Here is a 20,695-nt window from a genome sequence, read left to right as displayed (position 1 = left end):
TAATACCGATAGCTGCAATTTGATCGGAACTGATATCGGCTTTCGCCAGCACTTCTACCAGCGTGGAGCTTTGGGTGGCCCAGATTTCCATTGGGTCGTGTTCTACCCAACCTGGTTTTGGGTAGATTTGCTCAAATTCGCGCTGCGACACGCTAATGATATTGGCATCGTGATCCATTACGACCGCGCGGGAGCTGGTGGTGCCCTGGTCGAGCGCAACGATATATTTTTTTCAGTCATGTTTAATTGTCCCGTAGTCATATTACAGCGAAGCTTTTTGTTCTGAAGGAGTTGTGGTTTCCTTTTCTTCCACAACACAGATATCGCAAGGCAAATGGCGACCAATCAGTTTGCGGTAGGCAAATGCACCTACAATCGCGCCAACGATAGGGCCGAAAAGCGGCACCAGGAAGTAAGGAATGTCTCTGCCGCCGGTAAAGGCGACATTGCCCCAGCCCGCCAGCTAGGCAAAGACTTTCGGACCGAAGTCACGCGCTGGGTTCATGGCAAAACCTGTCAATGGGCCCATAGATGCGCCAATGACCGCAATCAGTAGACCAATCAGCAAGGGAGCCAAAGGGCCGCGTGGTACACCGTTGCCATCGTCCGTTAACGCCAGGATAAGCCCCATCAGAATAGCGGTAATCACCATCTCAACTGCGAAAGCCTGCACAAAATTGATATGAGGATTAGGGTAAGTAGAGAAAGTGCCAGCCAGATCAACACTTTCAACGCTGCCGCGAACAATGTGATGAGTCTGCTCGAAGTCGAAAAATAAATTGTAGTAAAGCCCGTAAACTAAAGCCGCAGCGCAGAAAGCGCCGGCAACTTGTGAAACGATAAAAGGAATAACTTTGCGCTTGTCGAAACAGGCAAACAGCCACAATGCAATGGTAACAGCGGGATTAAGATGCGCGCCGGAAACCCCTGCGGTCAGGTAGATGGCCATTGCCACCCCCAGTCCCCAAATGACACTGATTTCCCACTGACCAAAAGACGCACCAGCGACTTTTAGTGCTGCAACGCAACCCACACCGAAAAAAATCAACAACCCGGTACCGAGGAATTCAGCAATGCACTGGCCTTTCAAGGTTGATGTTTGACTCATAATCGGATCCTGAAGAGTTAATGTTTGTTGTATGTGTGAAAGTCACGGACCTCCACGATGCTTGTAGGCATGCTGTTAACTTATCGTTAACGAGCAAAAACGAGAAATATCGAACTTAAAATGTGTGTGCTTCGTCATAAAATGAGCGTTATCGCGCCATTTATTCCATCTGATTGTACATGATGCATGTTTGTTAGATCATTCGCGCAACAAATTTATTAACATTTTCGATTGATGTGGATTATGTCACTAGGAGAAGGATGAAAAGTGTGGCAAACCGTAATCTGCAAGGCGTGCCGCTGGACAGCGATGGCGCGGCTTCATACAATCGGAGCTAACTAAAGTGCGCTCGTATTTATTAAGGCGTCACCGGTAATCGGGACGAGGATTTTTTATCCATCAACGCCTTGCAATTCAGGAGAGGTATGACAATGTCATTAGAAGTGTTTGAGAAACTGGAAGCAAAAGTACAGCAGGCGATTGATACCATCACTCTGTTGCAGATGGAAATCGAAGAGCTGAAAGAAAAAAACAACTCACTGTCGCAGGAAGTTCAAAATGCCCAGCATCAGCGCGAAGAGCTGGAGCGTGAGAACAACCATCTGAAAGAACAGCAGAACGGCTGGCAGGAACGTCTGCAGGCCCTGCTGGGTCGCATGGAAGAGGTCTGATTACGCTTCATCTTTCGCGTAATTTCTTTACTGTGTAGGCCAACAGGTAACGCAGAAAAAAGGCACCTTGCGGTGCCTTTCTTATCATTCAATATCCAGCGGATCTTCTGAAAGAATAATCCCGGTATTGTCGGCATAAAGATGGTCGCCGGAGAAGAAGGTGACACCGCCAAAATTGACGCGGACATCGCTTTCGCCAATGCCTTCGCCAGCGGCACCAACCGGAATTGCCGCCATCGCCTGGATGCCGATATCCAACTCTTCCAGGTCATCTACCTGACGCACCGCGCCGTAAATGACCAGACCTTCCCATTCATTTTGTACTGCCAGACGCGCCAGTTCAGCATCGACCAGTGCGCGACGAACAGAACCACCGCCATCGACGACAAGAACACGACCACGGCCATTCTGTTCGAGCAGATCGTACAGCAACCCGTTGTCCTCGAAACATTTTACCGTGATTATTTGTCCGCCAAACGACGCCCGTCCGCCAAAGTTGGAGAACAGCGGTTCCACGACGTTAACATCTTCTTGATAGATGTCACAAAGCTCGGAAGTATCGTATTTCATAGGCTTAACATTCAGTTGCTGCGAGAATTTTCAGTATATCGCGCTATGTGGGCTGTTGGCAAAGTCATCAATTGTTAATTGATATTTGTCAGTTATGCTGCCCACTGGCTTAGGAATATCCCTAAAACAAACAGCAGGTTAGTCAGTAACGCTCCCTTGACAGTACGTTCCAGCATTGGTCGCATCGCCACCGGGTCCATTTCCCGCATCACATAACGGGCTTGCTTCACCAGTAATGGTGCCGCCAGCAGGAACAGCCAGCCCCACAGGCTATGCAGCGAAAAGAGATTAAACAGCGCCAGACACACCAGCGAGCCCATCAGCAGGCAGGCATGATAACGACGCGCGTTCACTTCACCTAAGCGCACCACCAGCGTGTTTTTGCCATTTTCGCGGTCGCTATTGATATCACGCAGGTTATTAATATTCAGTACTGCCGTTGCCAGCAGGCCGCATGCGGTCGCCGGAAGGATCAGTGCCGGAATCAATGTATGAGCCTGTAAATACCAGCTCCCCATGACACTCAACCAGCCAAAGAAAACCAGTACGGAAATATCACCCAGACCGATATAACCATAAGGACGATTGCCCACGGTGTAGGTGATAGCGGCAATGATCGACAACCCGCCAAGAATCAGGAAACCGACAAAATCGGCCAGCGTATGGCATGCCACTGCAACCAGTGCCAGCCCGGAGAGACAGATGAGCACGACGGTAATAATGAGCGCCCGTTTCATCTTTTGCTGGGTAATGACCCCTTTTTGCATGCCGCGTAGCGGCCCAATGCGGTCAGGTTTATCGCTGCCTTTTACCGCATCGCCGTAATCATTGGCGAGGTTAGAAAGGATCTGTAATAGCCCGGCGGTAATTAGTGCCAGCAGGGCGACCAGCGGATCGAAGTGACCTTGCCACCATGCCAGCGCCGTCCCGACGATAATTGCAGCAAAGGCGAGGGGGAGGGTTTTAGGTCGTAAACTTTCCAGCCACGCCTGAGTTCGGCTAATTTGTTGTTCAGTCATAATACGCGCCAATAAAAATGGGGCCTTTCAGCCCCATCAAACAATGATGAAAATGATTGAACGCGATTATAGGATAAAACGGCTCAGATCTTCATCTGCCACCAACGCATCCAGATGTTTGCTCACATAATCTGCGTCAATAGTGATATTTTGACCGCTTAAATCGCTGGCGTCGTAGGAAATCTCTTCCATTAAACGCTCCAGAACAGTGTGTAAACGACGAGCACCGATGTTTTCGGTAGATTCGTTCACCTGCCATGCCGCTTCCGCGATGCGTTTAATACCGGAGTCGGTAAACTCGATATTTACGCCTTCAGTCGCCATCAGTGCTTTGTACTGCACGGTGATAGAGGCATTCGGCTCGGTCAGAATACGCTCGAAGTCGCTGGTGGTCAGTGCCTGCAGTTCAACGCGGATTGGCAGCCGACCTTGCAGTTCCGGGATCAGGTCAGACGGTTTCGCAATCTGGAACGCGCCAGAAGCGATAAACAGAATGTGGTCAGTTTTGACCATCCCGTGTTTGGTGGAAACGGTGCAACCTTCTACCAGCGGCAGCAGGTCACGCTGAACGCCTTCACGAGAAACATCCGGACCGGAAGACTCGCCGCGCTTACAGATTTTGTCGATTTCGTCGATAAACACGATCCCGTGCTGCTCAACAGCGTCGATAGCGTCTTGCTTCAGCTCTTCCGGGTTCACCAGTTTCGCCGCTTCTTCTTCAATCAGCAGCTTCATGGCGTCTTTGATTTTCAGCTTACGCGCTTTTTGCTTCTGGCCGCCCAGGTTCTGGAACATGGACTGCAGCTGGCTGGTCATCTCTTCCATGCCCGGAGGAGCCATAATTTCAACGCCCATCGGTGCTGCGGCAAGATCGATCTCGATTTCTTTGTCATCAAGCTGGCCTTCACGCAGTTTTTTGCGGAATGCCTGACGAGCAGCGGAAGGTTCCTGCTGCTGTTCAGTCTGTCCCCAGTTGTTTTTAGCAGGTGGGATCAGCACGTCGAGAATACGTTCTTCTGCCAGTTCTTCAGCGCGATAACGGTTTTTCTCGATAGCCTGGACGCGTACCATTTTCACGGCGGCATCGGTCAGATCGCGAATAATAGAATCAACTTCCTTACCGACGTAGCCCACTTCGGTAAATTTGGTCGCTTCAACTTTGATGAACGGCGCATTCGCCAGCTTAGCCAGACGACGGGCGATTTCAGTTTTACCGACACCGGTCGGGCCGATCATCAGGATATTTTTCGGGGTCACTTCATGGCGCAGCTCTTCGTTGAGCTGCATGCGACGCCAGCGGTTACGCAGAGCAATCGCCACAGAACGCTTGGCGTTGTCCTGGCCGATGATGTGCTTATCCAGTTCGCTGACGATTTCGCGTGGGGTCATTTCAGACATGGGAGATCCTTACGCTTTGTAGCTTAATTCTTCGATGGTGTGGAAATGGTTGGTATAGATGCAAATGTCGCCTGCAATATCCAACGCCTTTTCAGCAATTTCACGGGCGCTAAGTTCAGTGTTTTCTAACAGCGCGCGCGCCGCAGCCTGGGCGTAAGGGCCGCCGGAGCCGATAGCAATAAGATCGTTTTCTGGCTGCACCACGTCACCGTTACCGGTGATGATAAGCGATGCAGTTTCATCCGCGACTGCCAGCAGTGCTTCAAGTTTGCGCAGCATGCGATCGGTACGCCAGTCTTTTGCCAGCTCAACGGCGGCTTTAACCAGATGGCCCTGATGCATTTCCAGTTTACGTTCAAACAGTTCGAACAGCGTAAAAGCATCCGCAGTACCGCCCGCAAAGCCCGCGATGACTTTGTCGTTGTACAGACGGCGGACCTTTTTCACGTTGCCTTTCATTACGGTATTGCCCAACGTGGCCTGACCATCACCAGCGATGACCACATGGCCGTTACGGCGTACGCTTACTATAGTTGTCACGAGCTGACCCCTTGGTTACGAATACAGAGTACAAACCCCGTACAAAAGTACGGGGCATAATGCAATTATAGATGGGGGGGATTTTGAGGGTTTCAACCCCCGGCGGCGAGCCGAATGCAGTTTGTATGACCCGCCATCTTCAACCGATTGAGGGTGCTGTCTGCGTTCTCTTTGCCTTTCACCGGGCCAATGACCACACGATTCCAGCCATTGTTGGTGGTGATTTTCGAGTCAAATCCTTCGAACGCCAGCTGAGCACGTACCGTCTCTGCCTGTTCCGCGCCTCTGAACGAACCGCACTGCACCATCCAGCGGCGTTCGTCTTTTTTCTCCGCCGTCGGTTTTGGCGCGTCAGCGGCACGAGCAACCGGCGCAGCTTGCTGCGGCTTCGACTGCGCGGTCGTGTGCGCAGGGGTTTGCAGCAGATCCTGGTACGGCTGCTGAGTAGAAGCTGGTTTAGACTGGCGCGGTTGCGCCTGTACCGGCGCGGCTTGCGACGTACGCGTCTGCTGCTGCCAGCTTTGTTCAGTCGTACGCGACTGCTGAGCCAGGCGTTGCTGCTCCGCTAATTGCTGCGCCTGACGCTGGCGTTGTAGCGTTTGCTGACGCTGTTCCGGCGTCTGTTCATTCCACGGAACCTCAACCAGCTGCGTTGGCTGCTGGCGCATATCAGCCTGCATTTGTTCAAGAAGCTGACGTTGTTCTGGTGTCAGTTGCTCCGGCGTTTTCACTTCACCACCGGCAGAAGGTTCTGTGGGCGCACGCACACCCGGCTGGCGACTTTCCAGCTCTTTAATGTAGCGCCAGCGTTCTTCTGGTTTTGGTGGTAGTCCGTTTCCGGTCACTTTCTGGCTTTGCAGCGTCTCGGACTCTTCTTTCTTGTGATGCGTAATGAAGTACAGACCACCGATAAAGGTCACAAGAACGGCGGCAGCAATAGCGACCATAGCGGGAGAAACCGCAGGCAGATTTCGTTGCTTTTTCCGTGAGGTGCTCTTTTTTCGCCGCGAAGGTGCCGGTTGGCTGCGGCGTACATAATCTCGTTGTGCCACTATCGTTTCGCTGTATTTATTCGTTCGTCAGCCCGCCATGTTACTTAAGCGGCGGGCCTTTGACCAGTCACGGCAGTCTTAAAGGTTTACTTTAAGGTAACGCGCGTGTTGATCCCCGGATGATAAGTTCGCAGTCCATTAAACGAGAGCCACTGCCAACGTGTTGCCCCTGCATTTGATCAAGCAATAACAGCATAGCTTCCCGACCGATTTCGTAACGCGGCTGCGCGATGGTTGTCAGCGGCGGATCACAAAATTGCGTCAGGTCGATGTTATCAAAACCGATTATGGAAAGGTCTTCCGGGACTTTCAGCCCCTGGCGTTTTGCCTGAGAAAGTGCGCCGAGCGCCATCACATCGCTATGGCAGAAGACTGCAGTAGGCGGTTGTGGAAGATCAAGCAGCTGTTGCATTGCTTTGCTTCCGGCTTCGAAGGTGAAGTCGCCACGGGCGATGTATTGTGGATCAACCATAATTCCGCAGCGACGCAGCGCCTGAACATAGCCTTGCAGGCGGTAGTGACACAGTGGCATCTCTTCGGGACCGGCTATACAGCCAATCCGTTTATGCCCTTGCTCATATAAATAATTTACTGCATCAAATGCGGCGGTCAGATTGTCGATATGAACGGTAGGCAGCTCCAGTTCCGGTGCAAATTCGTTCGCCATCACCATCGGCGGCAGATTACGCTGTTCCTCAATGCTGGCATCAAACGGCAGCCTTGAACCCAGCAGCAACATGCCATCAATTTGCTTGGTGATGATCAAATCGATAAAGGTTTTTTCCTGCTGATTTTGATGCGCACAGTCGCCAATCAGCACCAGATATCCGTGATTTGCCGCCGTAACTTCGATACCGCGAATAATTTCGCTAAAGAAGGGATCGCAGATATCCGGGACAATCACCAGAATGGTGCGGGATTCATTACGCTTGACGTTGCGCCCCATAGGCTGCGGTAAATAACCCACTTCCCGGGCCGCTTTTTCAACCCGATTACGGGTGGCCTGGGAGACTTTATCGGGATTCATTAATGCTCGGGAGACAGTCGCTGTAGAGACTTTTGCCTTGAGGGCAACGTCTTTCATGGTCGCGGCAGTTTCCTGCTTCTTCGCTTTCACACTCACTCCTCGCCTGGCACGTCAGGCGTACTACATCCATGTTTACTTCACATCGGCAACATTTTTAGCAGATAGCGCGTGAAAACGGTTACAGAATTTTCATGAAAAGTGTGATGAATATTGAATTTTTCGATCCGCCTCGCATCGTAAGCGGTTTAACCCTCAATCGGATCAACATCCAGTACCCATTTCACCTTGCGGGAATCCGGTATTGTATTGATGAGCGCCAGCGTACCACTAATGATGTGTTGCAAGCGCACGCGGGAAGGGTGCTGCAACAATATCTGCCAGCGCCAGCGGCCGCCACGTTTAGGTGCCAGTGCCGGAACCGGACCGAGAACCCACAGTTTGTCGTCTGCCAGCGGACTGGAGAGGATCAGATTACGCAGTTGTTGCAGGAACAGCGGCGCATGCTGATTGTTATGATCTTCCGCACGCACAATCACATGGCTGGTCCATGGCGGCAGTTGCATCATCCGTCGCTCAGCCAGCGCCTGTTCGGCAAAGGCGTCGTAGCCTTTATAGAGCAACGTTTGCAACAGAGGATGTTCCGGATGGTGCGTTTGCAGCACCACTTCGCCTTGTTTACCCGCACGCCCGGCACGACCAGCGACCTGGGTGTAAAGCTGAGCGAAACGCTCTGCCGAGCGAAAATCGGCAGAAAACAGCGCGCCGTCCACATCCAGTAACGCCACCAGCGTCACATCCGGAAAGTGGTGACCTTTCGCCAGCATTTGTGTGCCGATCAAAATCCTCGCACCGCCGCGATGTACTTCCGCCAGTTGCTGTTCCAGCGCCCCTTTGCGGCTGGTGGTATCGCGGTCGATACGAGAAATGGGCACATCAGGGAACAGCGGCGCAAGCGTCTGTTCAAGCTGTTCGGTGCCCAGCCCCACGGGTACCAGGTGCGTGGAACCGCAGGAAGGGCACTGGCGCGGCACCGGACGCTGACTGTCACAGTGGTGACAGCGCAAATGCTGTTGCGCCTGATGCAGCGTGTAGTAGTGATCGCAACGTGGGCATTCGGCAATCCAGCCGCAGTCGTGGCACAGTAGCGCAGGCGCAAAGCCACGGCGGTTAAGAAAGAGGATAACCTGATTGTTGGCCTGTAAATGCTGGCGCATACGGGTGATTAACGCCGGAGCCAGACCTGCCTGCACCTTCTGACCTTTTAAATCCAGCACGTGTTGAATTGCCGGACGCGCATTCCCCGCCCGGCGCGTCAGGCGCAGCAGGCGGTATTTTTTCTGCTGGACGTTGCACAACGTTTCCAGCGCGGGCGTTGCGGAGCCAAGAATAATCGGGATTTGCTCGCTATGCGCACGATACACCGCCAGGTCGCGGGCATGATAGCGCCAGCCTTCCTGCTGCTTGTAGGAACTGTCGTGCTCTTCGTCAATGACAATCACGCCGAGATTTTTAAACGGCGTAAACAGCGCGGAGCGGGTGCCGATCACAATCGCCGCCTCGCCATTTTTCGCTTTCAGCCACGCCGAAAGACGCTCGCTGTCGTTCAGACCGGAATGCAGAACTTCCACGGGCGCATTAAACCGTTCACGAAAACGGGCGATAGTTTGCGGTGTCAGGCCGATTTCCGGCACCATCACCAGCGCCTGTTTGCCCTGAGCGAGCACGTTTTCCAGTACACTGAGATAAACCTCCGTTTTACCGGAACCGGTAACGCCCGCCAGCAGCCAGGCAGAAAAAGTATCTGCCGCGCTATGAATTGCGCCAACGGCGGTGGCCTGTTCGGTATTCAATCGCAACCGCTCACCAGAAACGGCATAGTTCGTTCGCCAGTCGCTAAACTCTGGTGTTTCACTTGCTAAATCACACAGACCTTTTTTGCGCAGCGCCTGCAACGCGGCATCATTAAATTCGAGCGTGGCAACCTGGTCGCGCCAGATTTTGCCTTGCCGTAACGCTGCCAGCGCCTGTTGTTGCTTGGGTGAGCGTTTCAGGCTGTTCAGATCCACCGCCTGACCTTGTTCAGTGGCAAACCAGTACCACATCGGCGCGTTCGCCGCAGGCCGCCCCTGGCGTAGTAAAATCGGCAAGGCATGAAACAGCACATCGCCAATCGGATGATGATAGTAATCTGCCGCCCATAGCAGCAATCGCCAGACGGAGTGAGTAAACACCGGCTCACCATCCAGCACTTCGACTACCGCTTTTAGCTCAGTGAGCGGCAGTTCGCTGGCATCGCTAACTGATACCACAATCCCGATGCGCTCCTGCTGTTTGCCAAACGGCACGCGCACGCGACACCCAGCTTTAACCGTCATGCCTTCTGGCAGCAGATAGTCAAAGGTACGAGGAAGCGGAACGGGCAAGGCAACGTGGGCAACGGGCATAGCATCATCCTGACTTGAAATTCGGTGGGTTAGTATACACATTGCCGTAGAAGAGTGCGGATCAGTTTGCATACGCTGGTTAATTTCTGTATGATTTCGCGCCTTCGTACGAAATGATCGTATTGAAGCTATACTTTTAACATCGCGTGGTGTCTGGCGTTAGGGCTGGAAGAGCGACGCGGCCTTAAACCGAGGTTTTCCCATGAAAAAAGATATTCACCCGAAATACGAAGAAATTACTGCTAGCTGCTCTTGCGGTAACGTAATGAAAATCCGCTCCACCGTTGGTCATGACCTGAACCTCGACGTGTGCAGCAAGTGCCACCCGTTCTTCACTGGCAAACAGCGTGATGTTGCTACCGGTGGCCGTGTTGACCGCTTCAACAAGCGTTTCAACATCCCGGGCAGCAAATAAGACCGGATTTCCGAAAAAAGCGCCGCACGGCGCTTTTTTTGTGCCTGAATTTTGGTCGTATCACCACGAAAACAGCGGCCACTCTTTGGCAACCGTGGTGAGTTGTGGCGCGTCGAAAACGGCTTGTGGTGAAACTACCGTTTCCTCAAGCGGAATATTTTTACCGTAGCGTTCTTTGAGCTTCGCCTGGACCAGCGGGTTGCTGAGATCAAACTCTTTCAACTTCTGCTGTTCGCCCACGCGCATTCCCAGCGCGTTCTGGTAAACCTTCCACACCACTTCCGAACAGTACTGGCGATCGTCGCTCCATGAGAAGCTGAAATCATACGGTTTACCGAGATAACGTTTTGCCGTTTGCGTCAGTTTTTGCTGTTGTTCAACACTCAGTCCGCCTTCAACGCGGCGAACAACGTAGTTGCCCTTTTCACCATGGGCAATCCACTGCTTGAGCGGGGTGTATTTCACCGGGCCGACCGCTTCAAAAACGTAGGGCTTTTTGTTACGCATCACCAGCATACCGGTGTGGCTGTAATCGGAATGGGTTGCCAGTTGGATCGCTTTACTTTGCGATGAGCGAGAGATTTGAAAGATGATGTCGCCAGTTTGCGGCTGCCAGGCAAAGGCAGGTACAGAAACCAGCAGGCTGAGGATCAGCAGCCTGTTTTTCATAGTTAAACGTCCATGTATAAAAAGCGGTGGGTCGCAGACAACGTGCTCGTTGTTTATGCCGGATGCGGCGTGAACGCCTTATCCGGCCTACAAGTTCGTGCAAATTCAATAAATTGCAATATGACGTAGGCCTGATAAGCGTAGTGCATCAGGCGATTCCACTCCGCGCCGCTCTTTTCCGCTTTAGTATTCCCACGTCTCCGGGTTAATCCCCATCTCACGCATGATCTCTTTTGCCGCTTCCGGGATTTCGTCGCTGCGCTCTTTACGCAGATCGGCATCATCCGGCAAAGGTTGCCCGGTAAAGGCATGCAGAAACGCTTCGCACAGCAGCTCGCTGTTGGTAGCGTGACGCAGGTTGTTCACCTGACGACGCGTGCGTTCATCGGTGAGGATTTTTAACACCTTAAGAGGAATGGAAACCGTAATCTTTTTGACTTGTTCACTCTTCTTGCCGTGTTCAGCGTATGGGCTGATATATTCGCCGCTCCATTCAGCCATGAGATACTTAATCCTCTTCGTCAATAAATTGAGACCAGACCCCACAATTTATGTGGGTACTGACCGTAAACCCGCATAGTTTACCGTACAGGCGTTACCGTGACATCGTGTAATGCACCTGTCGGCGTGATAATGCATATAATTTTAACGGCTATTTGGGATTTGCTCAATCTATACGCAAAGAAGTTTAGATGTCCAGATGTATTGACGTCCATTAACACAATGTTTACTCTGGTGCCTGACATTTCACCGACAAAGCCCAGGAAACTTCATCACATGACGCGTAAACAGGCCACCATCGCAGTGCGTAGCGGGTTAAATGACGACGAACAGTATGGTTGCGTTGTCCCTCCCATCCATCTTTCCAGCACCTATAACTTTACCGGATTTAATGAACCGCGCGCGCATGATTACTCGCGTCGCGGCAACCCAACGCGCGATGTGGTTCAGCGTGCGCTGGCAGAACTGGAAGGCGGTGCTGGCGCAGTACTTACTAATACCGGCATGTCCGCGATTCACCTGGTAACGACCGTCTTTTTGAAACCTGGCGATCTGCTGGTTGCGCCGCACGACTGCTACGGCGGTAGCTATCGCCTGTTCGACAGTCTGGCGAAACGCGGTTGCTATCGCGTGTTGTTTGTTGATCAAGGCGATGAACAGGCATTACGGGCAGCGCTGGCAGAAAAACCCAAACTGGTACTGGTAGAAAGCCCAAGTAATCCATTGTTACGCGTCGTGGATATTGCGAAAATCTGCCATCTGGCAAGGGAAGTCGGGGCGGTGAGCGTGGTGGATAACACCTTCTTAAGCCCGGCATTACAAAATCCGCTGGCATTGGGTGCCGATCTGGTGTTGCATTCATGTACGAAATATCTGAACGGTCACTCTGACGTGGTGGCTGGCGTGGTGATTGCTAAAGACCCGGACGTTGTCACTGAACTTGCCTGGTGGGCAAACAATATTGGCGTGACGGGCGGCGCGTTTGACAGCTATCTGCTGCTACGCGGGTTGCGAACGCTGGTGCCGCGTATGGAGCTGGCGCAGCGCAACGCGCAGGCGATTGTGAAATATCTGCAAACCCAGCCGTTGGTGAAAAAACTGTATCACCCGTCGCTGCCGGAAAATCAGGGGCATGAAATTGCCGCGCGTCAGCAAAAAGGCTTTGGCGCAATGTTGAGTTTTGAACTGGATGGCGATGAGCAGACGCTGTGTCGTTTCCTGGGCGGGCTGTCGTTGTTTACGCTGGCGGAATCATTAGGGGGAGTGGAAAGTTTAATCTCTCACGCCGCAACCATGACACATGCAGGCATGGCACCAGAAGCGCGTGCTGCCGCCGGGATCTCCGAGACGCTGCTGCGTATCTCCACCGGTATTGAAGATGGCGAAGATTTAATTGCCGACCTGGAAAATGGCTTCCGGGCTGCAAACAAGGGGTAAAAATGAGTGTGATTGCGCAGGCAGGGGCGAAAGGTCGTCAGCTGCATAAATTTGGTGGCAGTAGTCTGGCTGATGTGAAGTGTTATTTGCGTGTCGCGGGCATTATGGCGGAGTTCTCTCAGCCTGACGATATGATGGTGGTTTCCGCCGCCGGTAGCACCACTAACCAGTTGATTAACTGGTTGAAACTAAGCCAGACCGATCGTCTCTCTGCGCATCAGGTTCAACAAACGCTGCGTCGCTATCAGTGCGATCTGATTAGCGGTCTGCTACCCGCTGAAGAAGCCGATAGCCTCATTAGCGCTTTTGTCAGCGATCTTGAGCGCCTGGCGGCGTTGCTCGACAGTGGTATTAACGATGCGGTGTATGCGGAAGTGGTGGGCCACGGTGAAGTGTGGTCGGCGCGCCTGATGTCTGCGGTACTTAATCAACAAGGGCTGCCAGCGGCCTGGCTTGATGCCCGTGAGTTTTTACGCGCTGAACGCGCTGCGCAACCGCAGGTTGATGAAGGGCTTTCTTACCCGTTGCTGCAACAGCTACTGGTACAACATCCGAGCAAACGTCTGGTGGTGACCGGGTTTATCAGCCGTAACAACGCCGGTGAAACGGTGTTGCTGGGGCGTAACGGTTCCGACTATTCCGCGACACAAATCGGTGCGCTGGCGGGTGTTTCTCGTGTAACCATCTGGAGCGACGTCGCCGGGGTATACAGTGCCGACCCGCGTAAAGTGAAAGATGCCTGCCTGCTGCCGTTGCTGCGTCTGGATGAGGCCAGCGAACTGGCGCGTCTGGCGGCTCCCGTTCTTCACGCCCGTACTTTACAGCCAGTTTCTGGCAGCGAAATCGACCTGCAGCTGCGCTGTAGCTACACGCCGGATCAAGGTTCCACGCGCATTGAACGCGTGCTGGCCTCCGGTACTGGTGCGCGTATTGTCACCAGCCACGATGATGTCTGTTTGATTGAGTTTCAGGTGCCCGCCAGTCAGGATTTCAAACTGGCGCATAAAGAGATCGACCAGATCCTGAAACGTGCCCAGGTGCGTCCACTGGCGGTTGGCGTGCATAACGATCGCCAGTTGCTGCAATTTTGCTACACCTCAGAAGTGGCCGACAGTGCGCTGAAAATCCTCGACGAAGCGGGATTACCTGGAGAACTGCGCCTGCGTCAGGGGCTGGCGCTGGTGGCGATGGTCGGGGCGGGTGTCACCCGTAACCCGCTGCATTGCCACCGCTTCTGGCAGCAACTGAAAGGCCAGCCGGTCGAGTTTACGTGGCAGTCCGATGACGGCATCAGTCTGGTGGCAGTACTGCGCACCGGCCCGACCGAAAGCCTGATTCAGGGGCTGCATCAGTCCGTCTTCCGCGCAGAAAAACGCATCGGCCTGGTATTGTTCGGCAAAGGCAATATCGGCTCTCGCTGGCTGGAACTGTTCGCCCGCGAGCAGAGCACGCTTTCGGCGCGTACTGGCTTTGAATTTGTGCTGGCAGGCGTGGTGGACAGCCGCCGCAGTCTGTTGAGTTATGACGGGCTGGACGCCAGCCGCGCGTTAGCCTTCTTCAACGATGAAGCGGTCGAGCAGGATGAAGAGTCGCTTTTCCTGTGGATGCGCGCCCATCCGTATGATGATTTAGTGGTGTTGGACGTTACCGCCAGCCAGCAGCTTGCTGATCAGTATCTCGATTTCGCCAGCCACGGTTTCCACGTCATCAGTGCCAACAAACTGGCGGGAGCAAGCGACAGCAATAAATATCGCCAGATCCACGACGCCTTCGAAAAAACCGGGCGTCACTGGCTATACAACGCCACCGTTGGTGCGGGCTTGCCGATCAACCATACCGTGCGCGATCTGATCGACAGCGGCGATACCATTTTGTCGATCAGTGGGATCTTCTCCGGCACGCTCTCCTGGCTGTTCCTGCAATTCGACGGTAGCGTGCCGTTTACCGAGCTGGTGGATCAGGCGTGGCAGCAGGGCTTAACCGAGCCTGATCCGCGTGACGACCTCTCCGGCAAAGACGTAATGCGCAAGCTGGTGATTCTGGCGCGTGAAGCGGGTTACAACATTGAACCGGACCAGGTACGTGTGGAATCGCTGGTGCCTGCTCATTGCGAAGGTGGCAGCATCGACCATTTCTTTGAAAATGGCGATGAACTTAACGAGCAGATGGTGCAACGGCTGGAAGCGGCCCGCGAAATGGGGCTGGTGCTGCGCTACGTGGCGCGTTTCGATGCCAACGGCAAAGCGCGTGTGGGCGTGGAGGCGGTGCGTGAAGACCATCCGCTGGCATCACTGCTGCCATGCGATAACGTCTTTGCCATCGAAAGCCGCTGGTACCGCGATAATCCGCTGGTGATCCGTGGGCCTGGCGCTGGGCGCGACGTCACCGCCGGGGCGATTCAGTCGGATATCAACCGGCTGGCACAGTTGTTGTAATTTCAGAAATTTAATAATGCCCGGTACTCATGTTTTCGGGTCTATGGTTTCTAATGAAATATATTGAATTATCATAGAATTAGGCCGGATGAAGCGTTTACAACGAATCCGGCAAGAAGCAATAAGTACATGGTTAGTTTATATTTGCAGTCCGGTTTGCTTTGCATATCGGATTTTCTTTTTCTTACCATCCTGAAGTTTTTTCATCTTCCCTGATTTTTCCTCACCATCATTGGTCATTTTTCGGTTGACGCCCTTCGGCTTTTCCTTCATCTTTACATCTGGACGTCTAAATGGATAGATGTGCACAACACAACATATAACTACAAGCGATTGATGAGGTAAGGTATGAGCTTTTTTCACGCCAGCCAGCGGGATGCCCTGAATCAGAGCCTGGCAGAAGTCCAGGGGCAGATTAACGTTTCGTTCGAGTTTTTCCCGCCGCGTACCAGTGAAATGGAGCAGACCCTGTGGAACTCCATCGATCGCCTTAGCAGCCTGAAACCGAAGTTTGTATCGGTGACCTATGGCGCGAACTCCGGCGAGCGCGACCGTACGCACAGCATTATTAAAGGCATTAAAGATCGCACTGGTCTGGAAGCGGCACCGCATCTTACTTGCATTGATGCGACGCCCGACGAGCTGCGCACCATTGCACGCGACTACTGGAATAACGGTATTTGTCATATCGTGGCACTGCGTGGCGATCTGCCGCCGGGAAGTGGTAAGCCAGAAATGTATGCTTCTGACCTGGTGACGCTGTTAAAAGAAGTGGCAGATTTCGATATATCCGTGGCGGCGTATCCGGAAGTTCACCCGGAAGCAAAAAGCGCTCAGGCGGATTTGCTTAATCTGAAACGCAAAGTGGATGCCGGAGCCAACCGCGCGATTACTCAGTTCTTCTTCGATGTCGAAAGCTACCTGCGTTTTCGTGACCGCTGTGTATCGGCGGGCATTGATGTGGAAATCATCCCGGGCATTTTGCCGGTATCTAACTTTAAACAGGCGAAGAAATTTGCCGACATGACCAACGTGCGTATTCCGGCGTGGATGGCGCAAATGTTTGACGGGCTGGATGACGATGCCGAAACCCGCAAACTGGTGGGCGCGAATATTGCCATGGATATGGTGAAGATTTTAAGCCGTGAAGGAGTGAAAGATTTCCACTTCTATACGCTTAACCGCGCTGAAATGAGTTACGCGATTTGCCATACGCTGGGTGTTCGACCTGGTTTATAAATAGTGTGGCTTTTGTGAAAATCACACAGTGATCACAAATTTTAAACAGAGCACAAAATGCTGCCTCGAAATGAGGGCGGGAAAATAAGGTTGTCAGCCTTGTTTTCTCCCTCATTACTTGAAGGATATGAAGCTAAAACCCTTTTTTATAAAGCATTTGTCCGAATTCGGACATAATCAAAAAAGCTTAATTACGATCAATTTGATCTACATCTCTTTAACCAACAATATGTAAGATCTCAACTATCGCATCCGTGGATTAATTCAATTATAACTTCTCTCTAACGCTGTGTATCGTAACGGTAACACTGTAGAGGGGAGCACATTGATGAGCACGTCAGACGATATCCATAACACCACAGCCACTGGCAAATGCCCGTTCCATCAGGGCGGTCACGACCAGAGCGCGGGGGCGGGCACAACCACTCGCGACTGGTGGCCAAATCAACTCCGTGTTGACCTGTTAAACCAACATTCTAATCGTTCTAACCCGCTGGGTGAGGACTTTGACTACCGCAAAGAATTCAGCAAATTAGATTACTACGGCCTGAAAAAAGATCTGAAAGCCCTGCTGACAGAATCTCAGCCGTGGTGGCCAGCCGACTGGGGCAGCTACGCCGGTCTGTTTATTCGTATGGCTTGGCACGGCGCAGGTACTTACCGTTCAATCGATGGACGCGGCGGCGCGGGTCGTGGTCAGCAACGTTTTGCACCGCTGAACTCCTGGCCGGATAACGTAAGCCTCGATAAAGCGCGTCGCCTGTTGTGGCCAATCAAACAGAAATATGGTCAGAAAATCTCCTGGGCCGACCTGTTTATCCTCGCAGGTAACGTGGCGCTGGAAAACTCCGGCTTCCGTACCTTCGGTTTTGGTGCCGGTCGTGAAGACGTCTGGGAACCGGATCTGGATGTTAACTGGGGTGATGAAAAAGCCTGGCTGACTCACCGTCATCCGGAAGCGCTGGCGAAAGCACCGCTGGGTGCAACCGAGATGGGCCTGATTTACGTTAACCCGGAAGGCCCGGATCACAGCGGCGAACCGCTTTCTGCGGCAGCAGCTATCCGCGCGACCTTCGGCAACATGGGCATGAACGACGAAGAAACCGTGGCGCTGATTGCGGGTGGTCATACGCTGGGTAAAACCCACGGTGCCGGTCCGACATCAAACGTAGGTCCTGATCCAGAAGCTGCACCGATTGAAGAACAAGGTTTAGGCTGGGCGAGCACTTACGGCAGCGGCGTTGGCGCAGATGCCATTACCTCTGGTCTGGAAGTAGTCTGGACCCAGACGCCGACCCAGTGGAGCAACTATTTCTTCGAGAATCTGTTCAAGTATGAGTGGGTACAGACCCGCAGTCCGGCTGGAGCAATCCAGTTCGAAGCGGTAGACGCACCGGAAATTATCCCGGATCCGTTCGATCCGTCGAAGAAACGTAAACCGACAATGCTGGTGACCGACCTGACGCTGCGTTTTGATCCTGAGTTCGAGAAGATCTCTCGTCGTTTCCTCAACGATCCGCAGGCGTTCAACGAAGCCTTTGCCCGTGCCTGGTTCAAACTGACGCACAGGGATATGGGGCCGAAATCTCGCTACATCGGGCCGGAAGTGCCGAAAGAAGATCTGATCTGGCAAGATCCGCTGCCGCAGCCGATCTACAACCCGACCGAGCAGGACATTATCGATCTGAAATTCGCGATTGCGGATTCTGGTCTGTCTGTTAGTGAGCTGGTATCGGTGGCCTGGGCATCTGCTTCTACCTTCCGTGGTGGCGACAAACGCGGTGGTGTCAACGGTGCGCGTCTGGCATTAATGCCGCAGCGCGACTGGGATGTGAACGCCGCAGCCGTTCGTGCTCTGCTTGTTCTGGAGAAAATCCAGAAAGAGTCTGGTAAAGCCTCGCTGGCGGATATCATCGTGCTGGCTGGTGTGGTTGGTGTTGAGAAAGCCGCAAGCGCCGCAGGTTTGAGCATTCATGTACCGTTTGCGCCGGGTCGCGTTGATGCGCGTCAGGATCAGACTGACATTGAGATGTTTGAGCTGCTGGAGCCAATTGCTGACGGTTTCCGTAACTATCGCGCTCGTCTGGACGTTTCCACCACCGAGTCACTGCTGATCGACAAAGCACAGCAACTGACGCTGACCGCGCCGGAAATGACTGCGCTGGTGGGCGGGATGCGTGTACTGGGTGCCAACTTCGATGGCAGCAAAAACGGCGTCTTCACTGACCGCGTTGGCGTATTGAGCAATGACTTCTTCGTGAACTTGCTGGATATGCGTTACGAGTGGAAAGCGACTGACGAATCGAAAGAGCTGTTCGAAGGACGTGACCGCGAAACCGGCGAAGTGAAATACACAGCCAGCCGTGCGGATCTGGTATTTGGTTCTAACTCTGTCCTGCGTGCAGTAGCGGAAGTTTACGCCAGCAGCGATGCCCACGAGAAGTTTGTTAAAGACTTCGTAGCGGCATGGGTGAAAGTGATGAACCTCGACCGTTTCGACCTGCTGTAATCTGACCTTCTTCAGCGACTGTCTTTCAGGCAGTCGCTGAAGTTTCTTTACCGGCGTATAGTGTCCACAGGAAAACTACACACTGGATCTCTCATGTCTGCCGCAGGAAAGAGCAACCCACTGGCAATCAGTGGCCTGGTTGTGCTCACACTTATCTGGAGTTATAGCTGGATTTTCATGAAGCAAGTCACCAGTTACATCGGTGCCTTCGACTTTACCGCCTTACGCTGCATTTTCGGCGCTCTCGTTTTATTCATCGTCCTTTTATTACGTGGTCGCGGAATGCGCCCGACGCCGTTTAAATACACCTTAGCCATTGCCCTGTTACAAACCTGCGGGATGGTTGGTCTGGCGCAGTGGGCGTTGGTCAGCGGAGGTGCGGGGAAGGTGGCGATCCTGAGCTATACCATGCCGTTCTGGGTGGTGATTTTCGCCGCGTTGTTTCTCGGTGAACGCCTGCGACGTGGGCAATATTTCGCGATTCTGATTGCCGCTTTCGGCTTATTTTTGGTGTTGCAGCCGTGGCAACTCGATTTCTCTTCGATGAAAAGTGCCATGCTGGCAATCCTCTCCGGTGTTAGTTGGGGGGCGAGCGCGATTGTTGCTAAACGCCTATACGCCCGTCATCCGCGCGTGGATTTATTATCGTTAACATCCTGGCAGATGCTGTATGCGGCGCTGGTGATGAGTGTGGTCGCTTTACTGGTGCCGCAACGTGAAATTGACTGGCAGCCCACCGTGTTCTGGGCGCTGGCCTACAGTGCGATTCTGGCGACGGCGCTAGCGTGGAGCTTATGGCTGTTTGTGCTGAAAAACTTGCCTGCCAGTATTGCCAGCTTAAGCACACTGGCCGTTCCCGTTTGTGGCGTACTCTTTTCCTGGTGGCTGCTCGGTGAGAATCCGGGGGCCGTTGAAGGTAGCGGTATTGTGCTGATTGTGCTGGCACTGGCGCTGGTGAGCCGTAAGAAAAAAGAAGCTGTCAGTGTAAAAAGCATCTGAATTTTTTCTTCATGTGGGGCGATCTCTTATTTAACAAAATAACGATAATGCCCCACCATCCGCCAGCTAAACAGCACATCTTCTTCCTGCGCGCCTGCGCCAATGTTATGTATCACCAGCGGCGTACCGTCGCGGGCGAAGCCATCTGACGCCACCCCAATATGCGCCAGCCCGTTATCTAATCGCCAGGAGACAATATCGCCCGCTTGATAGTCACCGGCATTTTTACTGATGGGGCGTGTTTTGTTGTGGCGGCTAAACCAGGTTTCCAGATTAGGCACCCGACGGTGATCGATGTTGCTGTCCGGGCGCTTTAACTTCCATTTTTGCGGGTACTCAGCAAAATTCTTCGCCATATCTTCGTGAACCAGTTTCTGCAAATCGACCTTCTGGCTGCGCAATGCGCGGATCACCACATCGGAACATACACCGCGTTCTTGCGGAACATCACCGCCAGGATAGGTAAGCTGCATATACGCCGGATCGTAAAATAGCGTGCTGCCAATTTGCTGTCTGGCACCGTCTGCGATGGCAAGGTTGGTATTGGCCTGGATTTGTACCACGGTTGGTGGAACGGCGGGAGATTTTAAGGAGTGGCTGGTAAATGCCGTTAGCAGGCTGAGCAGCGCCAGTGAAGCTTTCATCTGGTTCGTCCGTGAAAA

At 53.0% G+C, this 20,695-nt stretch carries 19 protein-coding genes and 1 pseudogene; 7 read left to right on the top strand and 13 right to left on the bottom strand.

Features of this window, described 5'->3' with window-relative positions; translation table 11 throughout:
• Both ACUU1I_RS06265 and glpF read right to left on the bottom strand, forming a co-directional pair.
• The coding region (locus ACUU1I_RS06265; RefSeq protein ID WP_449144816.1) for an FGGY family carbohydrate kinase at positions 1 to 223 on the bottom strand (223 nt) is incomplete at its 3' end.
• 39 nt (positions 224 to 262) lie between these two features.
• Positions 263 to 1,108 (bottom strand): annotated as a pseudogene (gene glpF, locus ACUU1I_RS06260) (glycerol uptake facilitator protein GlpF).
• Between the two features lie 425 nt (positions 1,109 to 1,533).
• On the opposite strand from glpF, the gene zapB reads away from it, so the two are divergent.
• Positions 1,534 to 1,779, top strand: a complete 246-nt coding sequence (gene zapB, locus ACUU1I_RS06255) for a septal ring assembly protein ZapB (RefSeq protein WP_001296623.1) — start codon at positions 1,534 to 1,536, stop codon at positions 1,777 to 1,779.
• 84 nt (positions 1,780 to 1,863) lie between these two features.
• Here zapB and rraA read toward each other — a convergent pair whose 3' ends face one another.
• The 7 genes from rraA to priA form a co-directional block, all read right to left on the bottom strand.
• Positions 1,864 to 2,349, bottom strand: a complete 486-nt coding sequence (rraA, locus tag ACUU1I_RS06250) for a ribonuclease E activity regulator RraA (protein ID WP_000872908.1) — start codon at positions 2,347 to 2,349, stop codon at positions 1,864 to 1,866.
• 92 nt (positions 2,350 to 2,441) lie between these two features.
• Positions 2,442 to 3,368: a 1,4-dihydroxy-2-naphthoate polyprenyltransferase gene (menA, locus tag ACUU1I_RS06245; RefSeq protein ID WP_005050436.1), complete on the bottom strand. Its 927-nt coding sequence runs from the start codon at positions 3,366 to 3,368 to the stop codon at positions 2,442 to 2,444.
• Between the two features lie 66 nt (positions 3,369 to 3,434).
• On the bottom strand, positions 3,435 to 4,766 hold the full coding sequence (gene hslU, locus ACUU1I_RS06240) for an HslU--HslV peptidase ATPase subunit (RefSeq protein ID WP_001293341.1): 1,332 nt from the start codon (positions 4,764 to 4,766) through the stop codon (positions 3,435 to 3,437).
• 9 nt (positions 4,767 to 4,775) lie between these two features.
• Complete coding sequence (gene hslV / locus ACUU1I_RS06235; RefSeq protein ID WP_000208242.1) at positions 4,776 to 5,306, bottom strand: ATP-dependent protease subunit HslV; 531 nt, start codon at positions 5,304 to 5,306, stop codon at positions 4,776 to 4,778.
• A 92-nt stretch (positions 5,307 to 5,398) separates the two neighbouring features.
• Positions 5,399 to 6,358: a cell division protein FtsN gene (gene ftsN, locus ACUU1I_RS06230; RefSeq protein WP_000068834.1), complete on the bottom strand. Its 960-nt coding sequence runs from the start codon at positions 6,356 to 6,358 to the stop codon at positions 5,399 to 5,401.
• Between the two features lie 91 nt (positions 6,359 to 6,449).
• The gene (gene cytR, locus ACUU1I_RS06225) at positions 6,450 to 7,475 is read right to left on the bottom strand and encodes a DNA-binding transcriptional regulator CytR (RefSeq protein ID WP_000644904.1); all 1,026 of its coding nucleotides are present in this window, start codon (positions 7,473 to 7,475) and stop codon (positions 6,450 to 6,452) included.
• 155 nt (positions 7,476 to 7,630) lie between these two features.
• Positions 7,631 to 9,829 carry a primosomal protein N' gene (gene priA, locus ACUU1I_RS06220; RefSeq protein ID WP_005050440.1) on the bottom strand — a complete coding sequence of 733 codons (2,199 nt, stop codon included), beginning with the start codon at positions 9,827 to 9,829 and terminating at the stop codon, positions 7,631 to 7,633.
• A 202-nt stretch (positions 9,830 to 10,031) separates the two neighbouring features.
• Between priA and rpmE the strand changes: the two genes are divergently transcribed.
• Positions 10,032 to 10,244: a 50S ribosomal protein L31 gene (gene rpmE, locus ACUU1I_RS06215; RefSeq protein ID WP_000710769.1), complete on the top strand. Its 213-nt coding sequence runs from the start codon at positions 10,032 to 10,034 to the stop codon at positions 10,242 to 10,244.
• A gap of 60 nt (positions 10,245 to 10,304) precedes the next feature.
• Here rpmE and ACUU1I_RS06210 read toward each other — a convergent pair whose 3' ends face one another.
• Positions 10,305 to 10,913: a YiiX family permuted papain-like enzyme gene (locus ACUU1I_RS06210; RefSeq protein WP_000797352.1), complete on the bottom strand. Its 609-nt coding sequence runs from the start codon at positions 10,911 to 10,913 to the stop codon at positions 10,305 to 10,307.
• A gap of 183 nt (positions 10,914 to 11,096) precedes the next feature.
• Positions 11,097 to 11,414 (bottom strand): met regulon transcriptional regulator MetJ, encoded by a 318-nt coding sequence (gene metJ, locus ACUU1I_RS06205; protein WP_000852812.1) that lies wholly within the window; start codon positions 11,412 to 11,414, stop codon positions 11,097 to 11,099.
• Between the two features lie 276 nt (positions 11,415 to 11,690).
• On the opposite strand from metJ, the gene metB reads away from it, so the two are divergent.
• Positions 11,691 to 12,851, top strand: a complete 1,161-nt coding sequence (gene metB / locus ACUU1I_RS06200; protein WP_005050443.1) for a cystathionine gamma-synthase — start codon at positions 11,691 to 11,693, stop codon at positions 12,849 to 12,851.
• 2 nt (positions 12,852 to 12,853) lie between these two features.
• The gene (gene metL / locus ACUU1I_RS06195; protein ID WP_000110745.1) at positions 12,854 to 15,286 is read left to right on the top strand and encodes a bifunctional aspartate kinase/homoserine dehydrogenase II; all 2,433 of its coding nucleotides are present in this window, start codon (positions 12,854 to 12,856) and stop codon (positions 15,284 to 15,286) included.
• Positions 15,287 to 15,424: 138 nt separating this feature from the next.
• On the opposite strand, the gene ACUU1I_RS06190 is transcribed toward metL, so the two are convergent.
• Entirely contained in the window at positions 15,425 to 15,559 is a 135-nt protein-coding gene (locus ACUU1I_RS06190) for a hypothetical protein (RefSeq protein WP_000660586.1), read from the bottom strand.
• 75 nt (positions 15,560 to 15,634) lie between these two features.
• On the opposite strand from ACUU1I_RS06190, the gene metF reads away from it, so the two are divergent.
• From metF to yijE, 3 genes are all read left to right on the top strand, one after another.
• Positions 15,635 to 16,525, top strand: a complete 891-nt coding sequence (gene metF / locus ACUU1I_RS06185; RefSeq protein WP_000007518.1) for a methylenetetrahydrofolate reductase — start codon at positions 15,635 to 15,637, stop codon at positions 16,523 to 16,525.
• 328 nt (positions 16,526 to 16,853) lie between these two features.
• Positions 16,854 to 19,034, top strand: coding sequence for a catalase/peroxidase HPI (gene katG, locus ACUU1I_RS06180; protein ID WP_005071466.1), 2,181 nt, complete (start codon positions 16,854 to 16,856; stop codon positions 19,032 to 19,034).
• A 93-nt stretch (positions 19,035 to 19,127) separates the two neighbouring features.
• Complete coding sequence (yijE, locus tag ACUU1I_RS06175) at positions 19,128 to 20,033, top strand: cystine transporter YijE (RefSeq protein WP_001577485.1); 906 nt, start codon at positions 19,128 to 19,130, stop codon at positions 20,031 to 20,033.
• 26 nt (positions 20,034 to 20,059) lie between these two features.
• On the opposite strand, the gene ACUU1I_RS06170 is transcribed toward yijE, so the two are convergent.
• Entirely contained in the window at positions 20,060 to 20,677 is a 618-nt protein-coding gene (locus ACUU1I_RS06170) for a DUF1287 domain-containing protein (RefSeq protein ID WP_000647876.1), read from the bottom strand.
• Positions 20,678 to 20,695: the final 18 nt, after the last annotated feature.

The organism is Shigella sp. SIG3 (assembly GCF_053555855.1).
The sequence above is the reverse complement of the archived record's forward strand: the minus strand, read 5'-3'. Positions and strand labels throughout refer to the sequence as shown.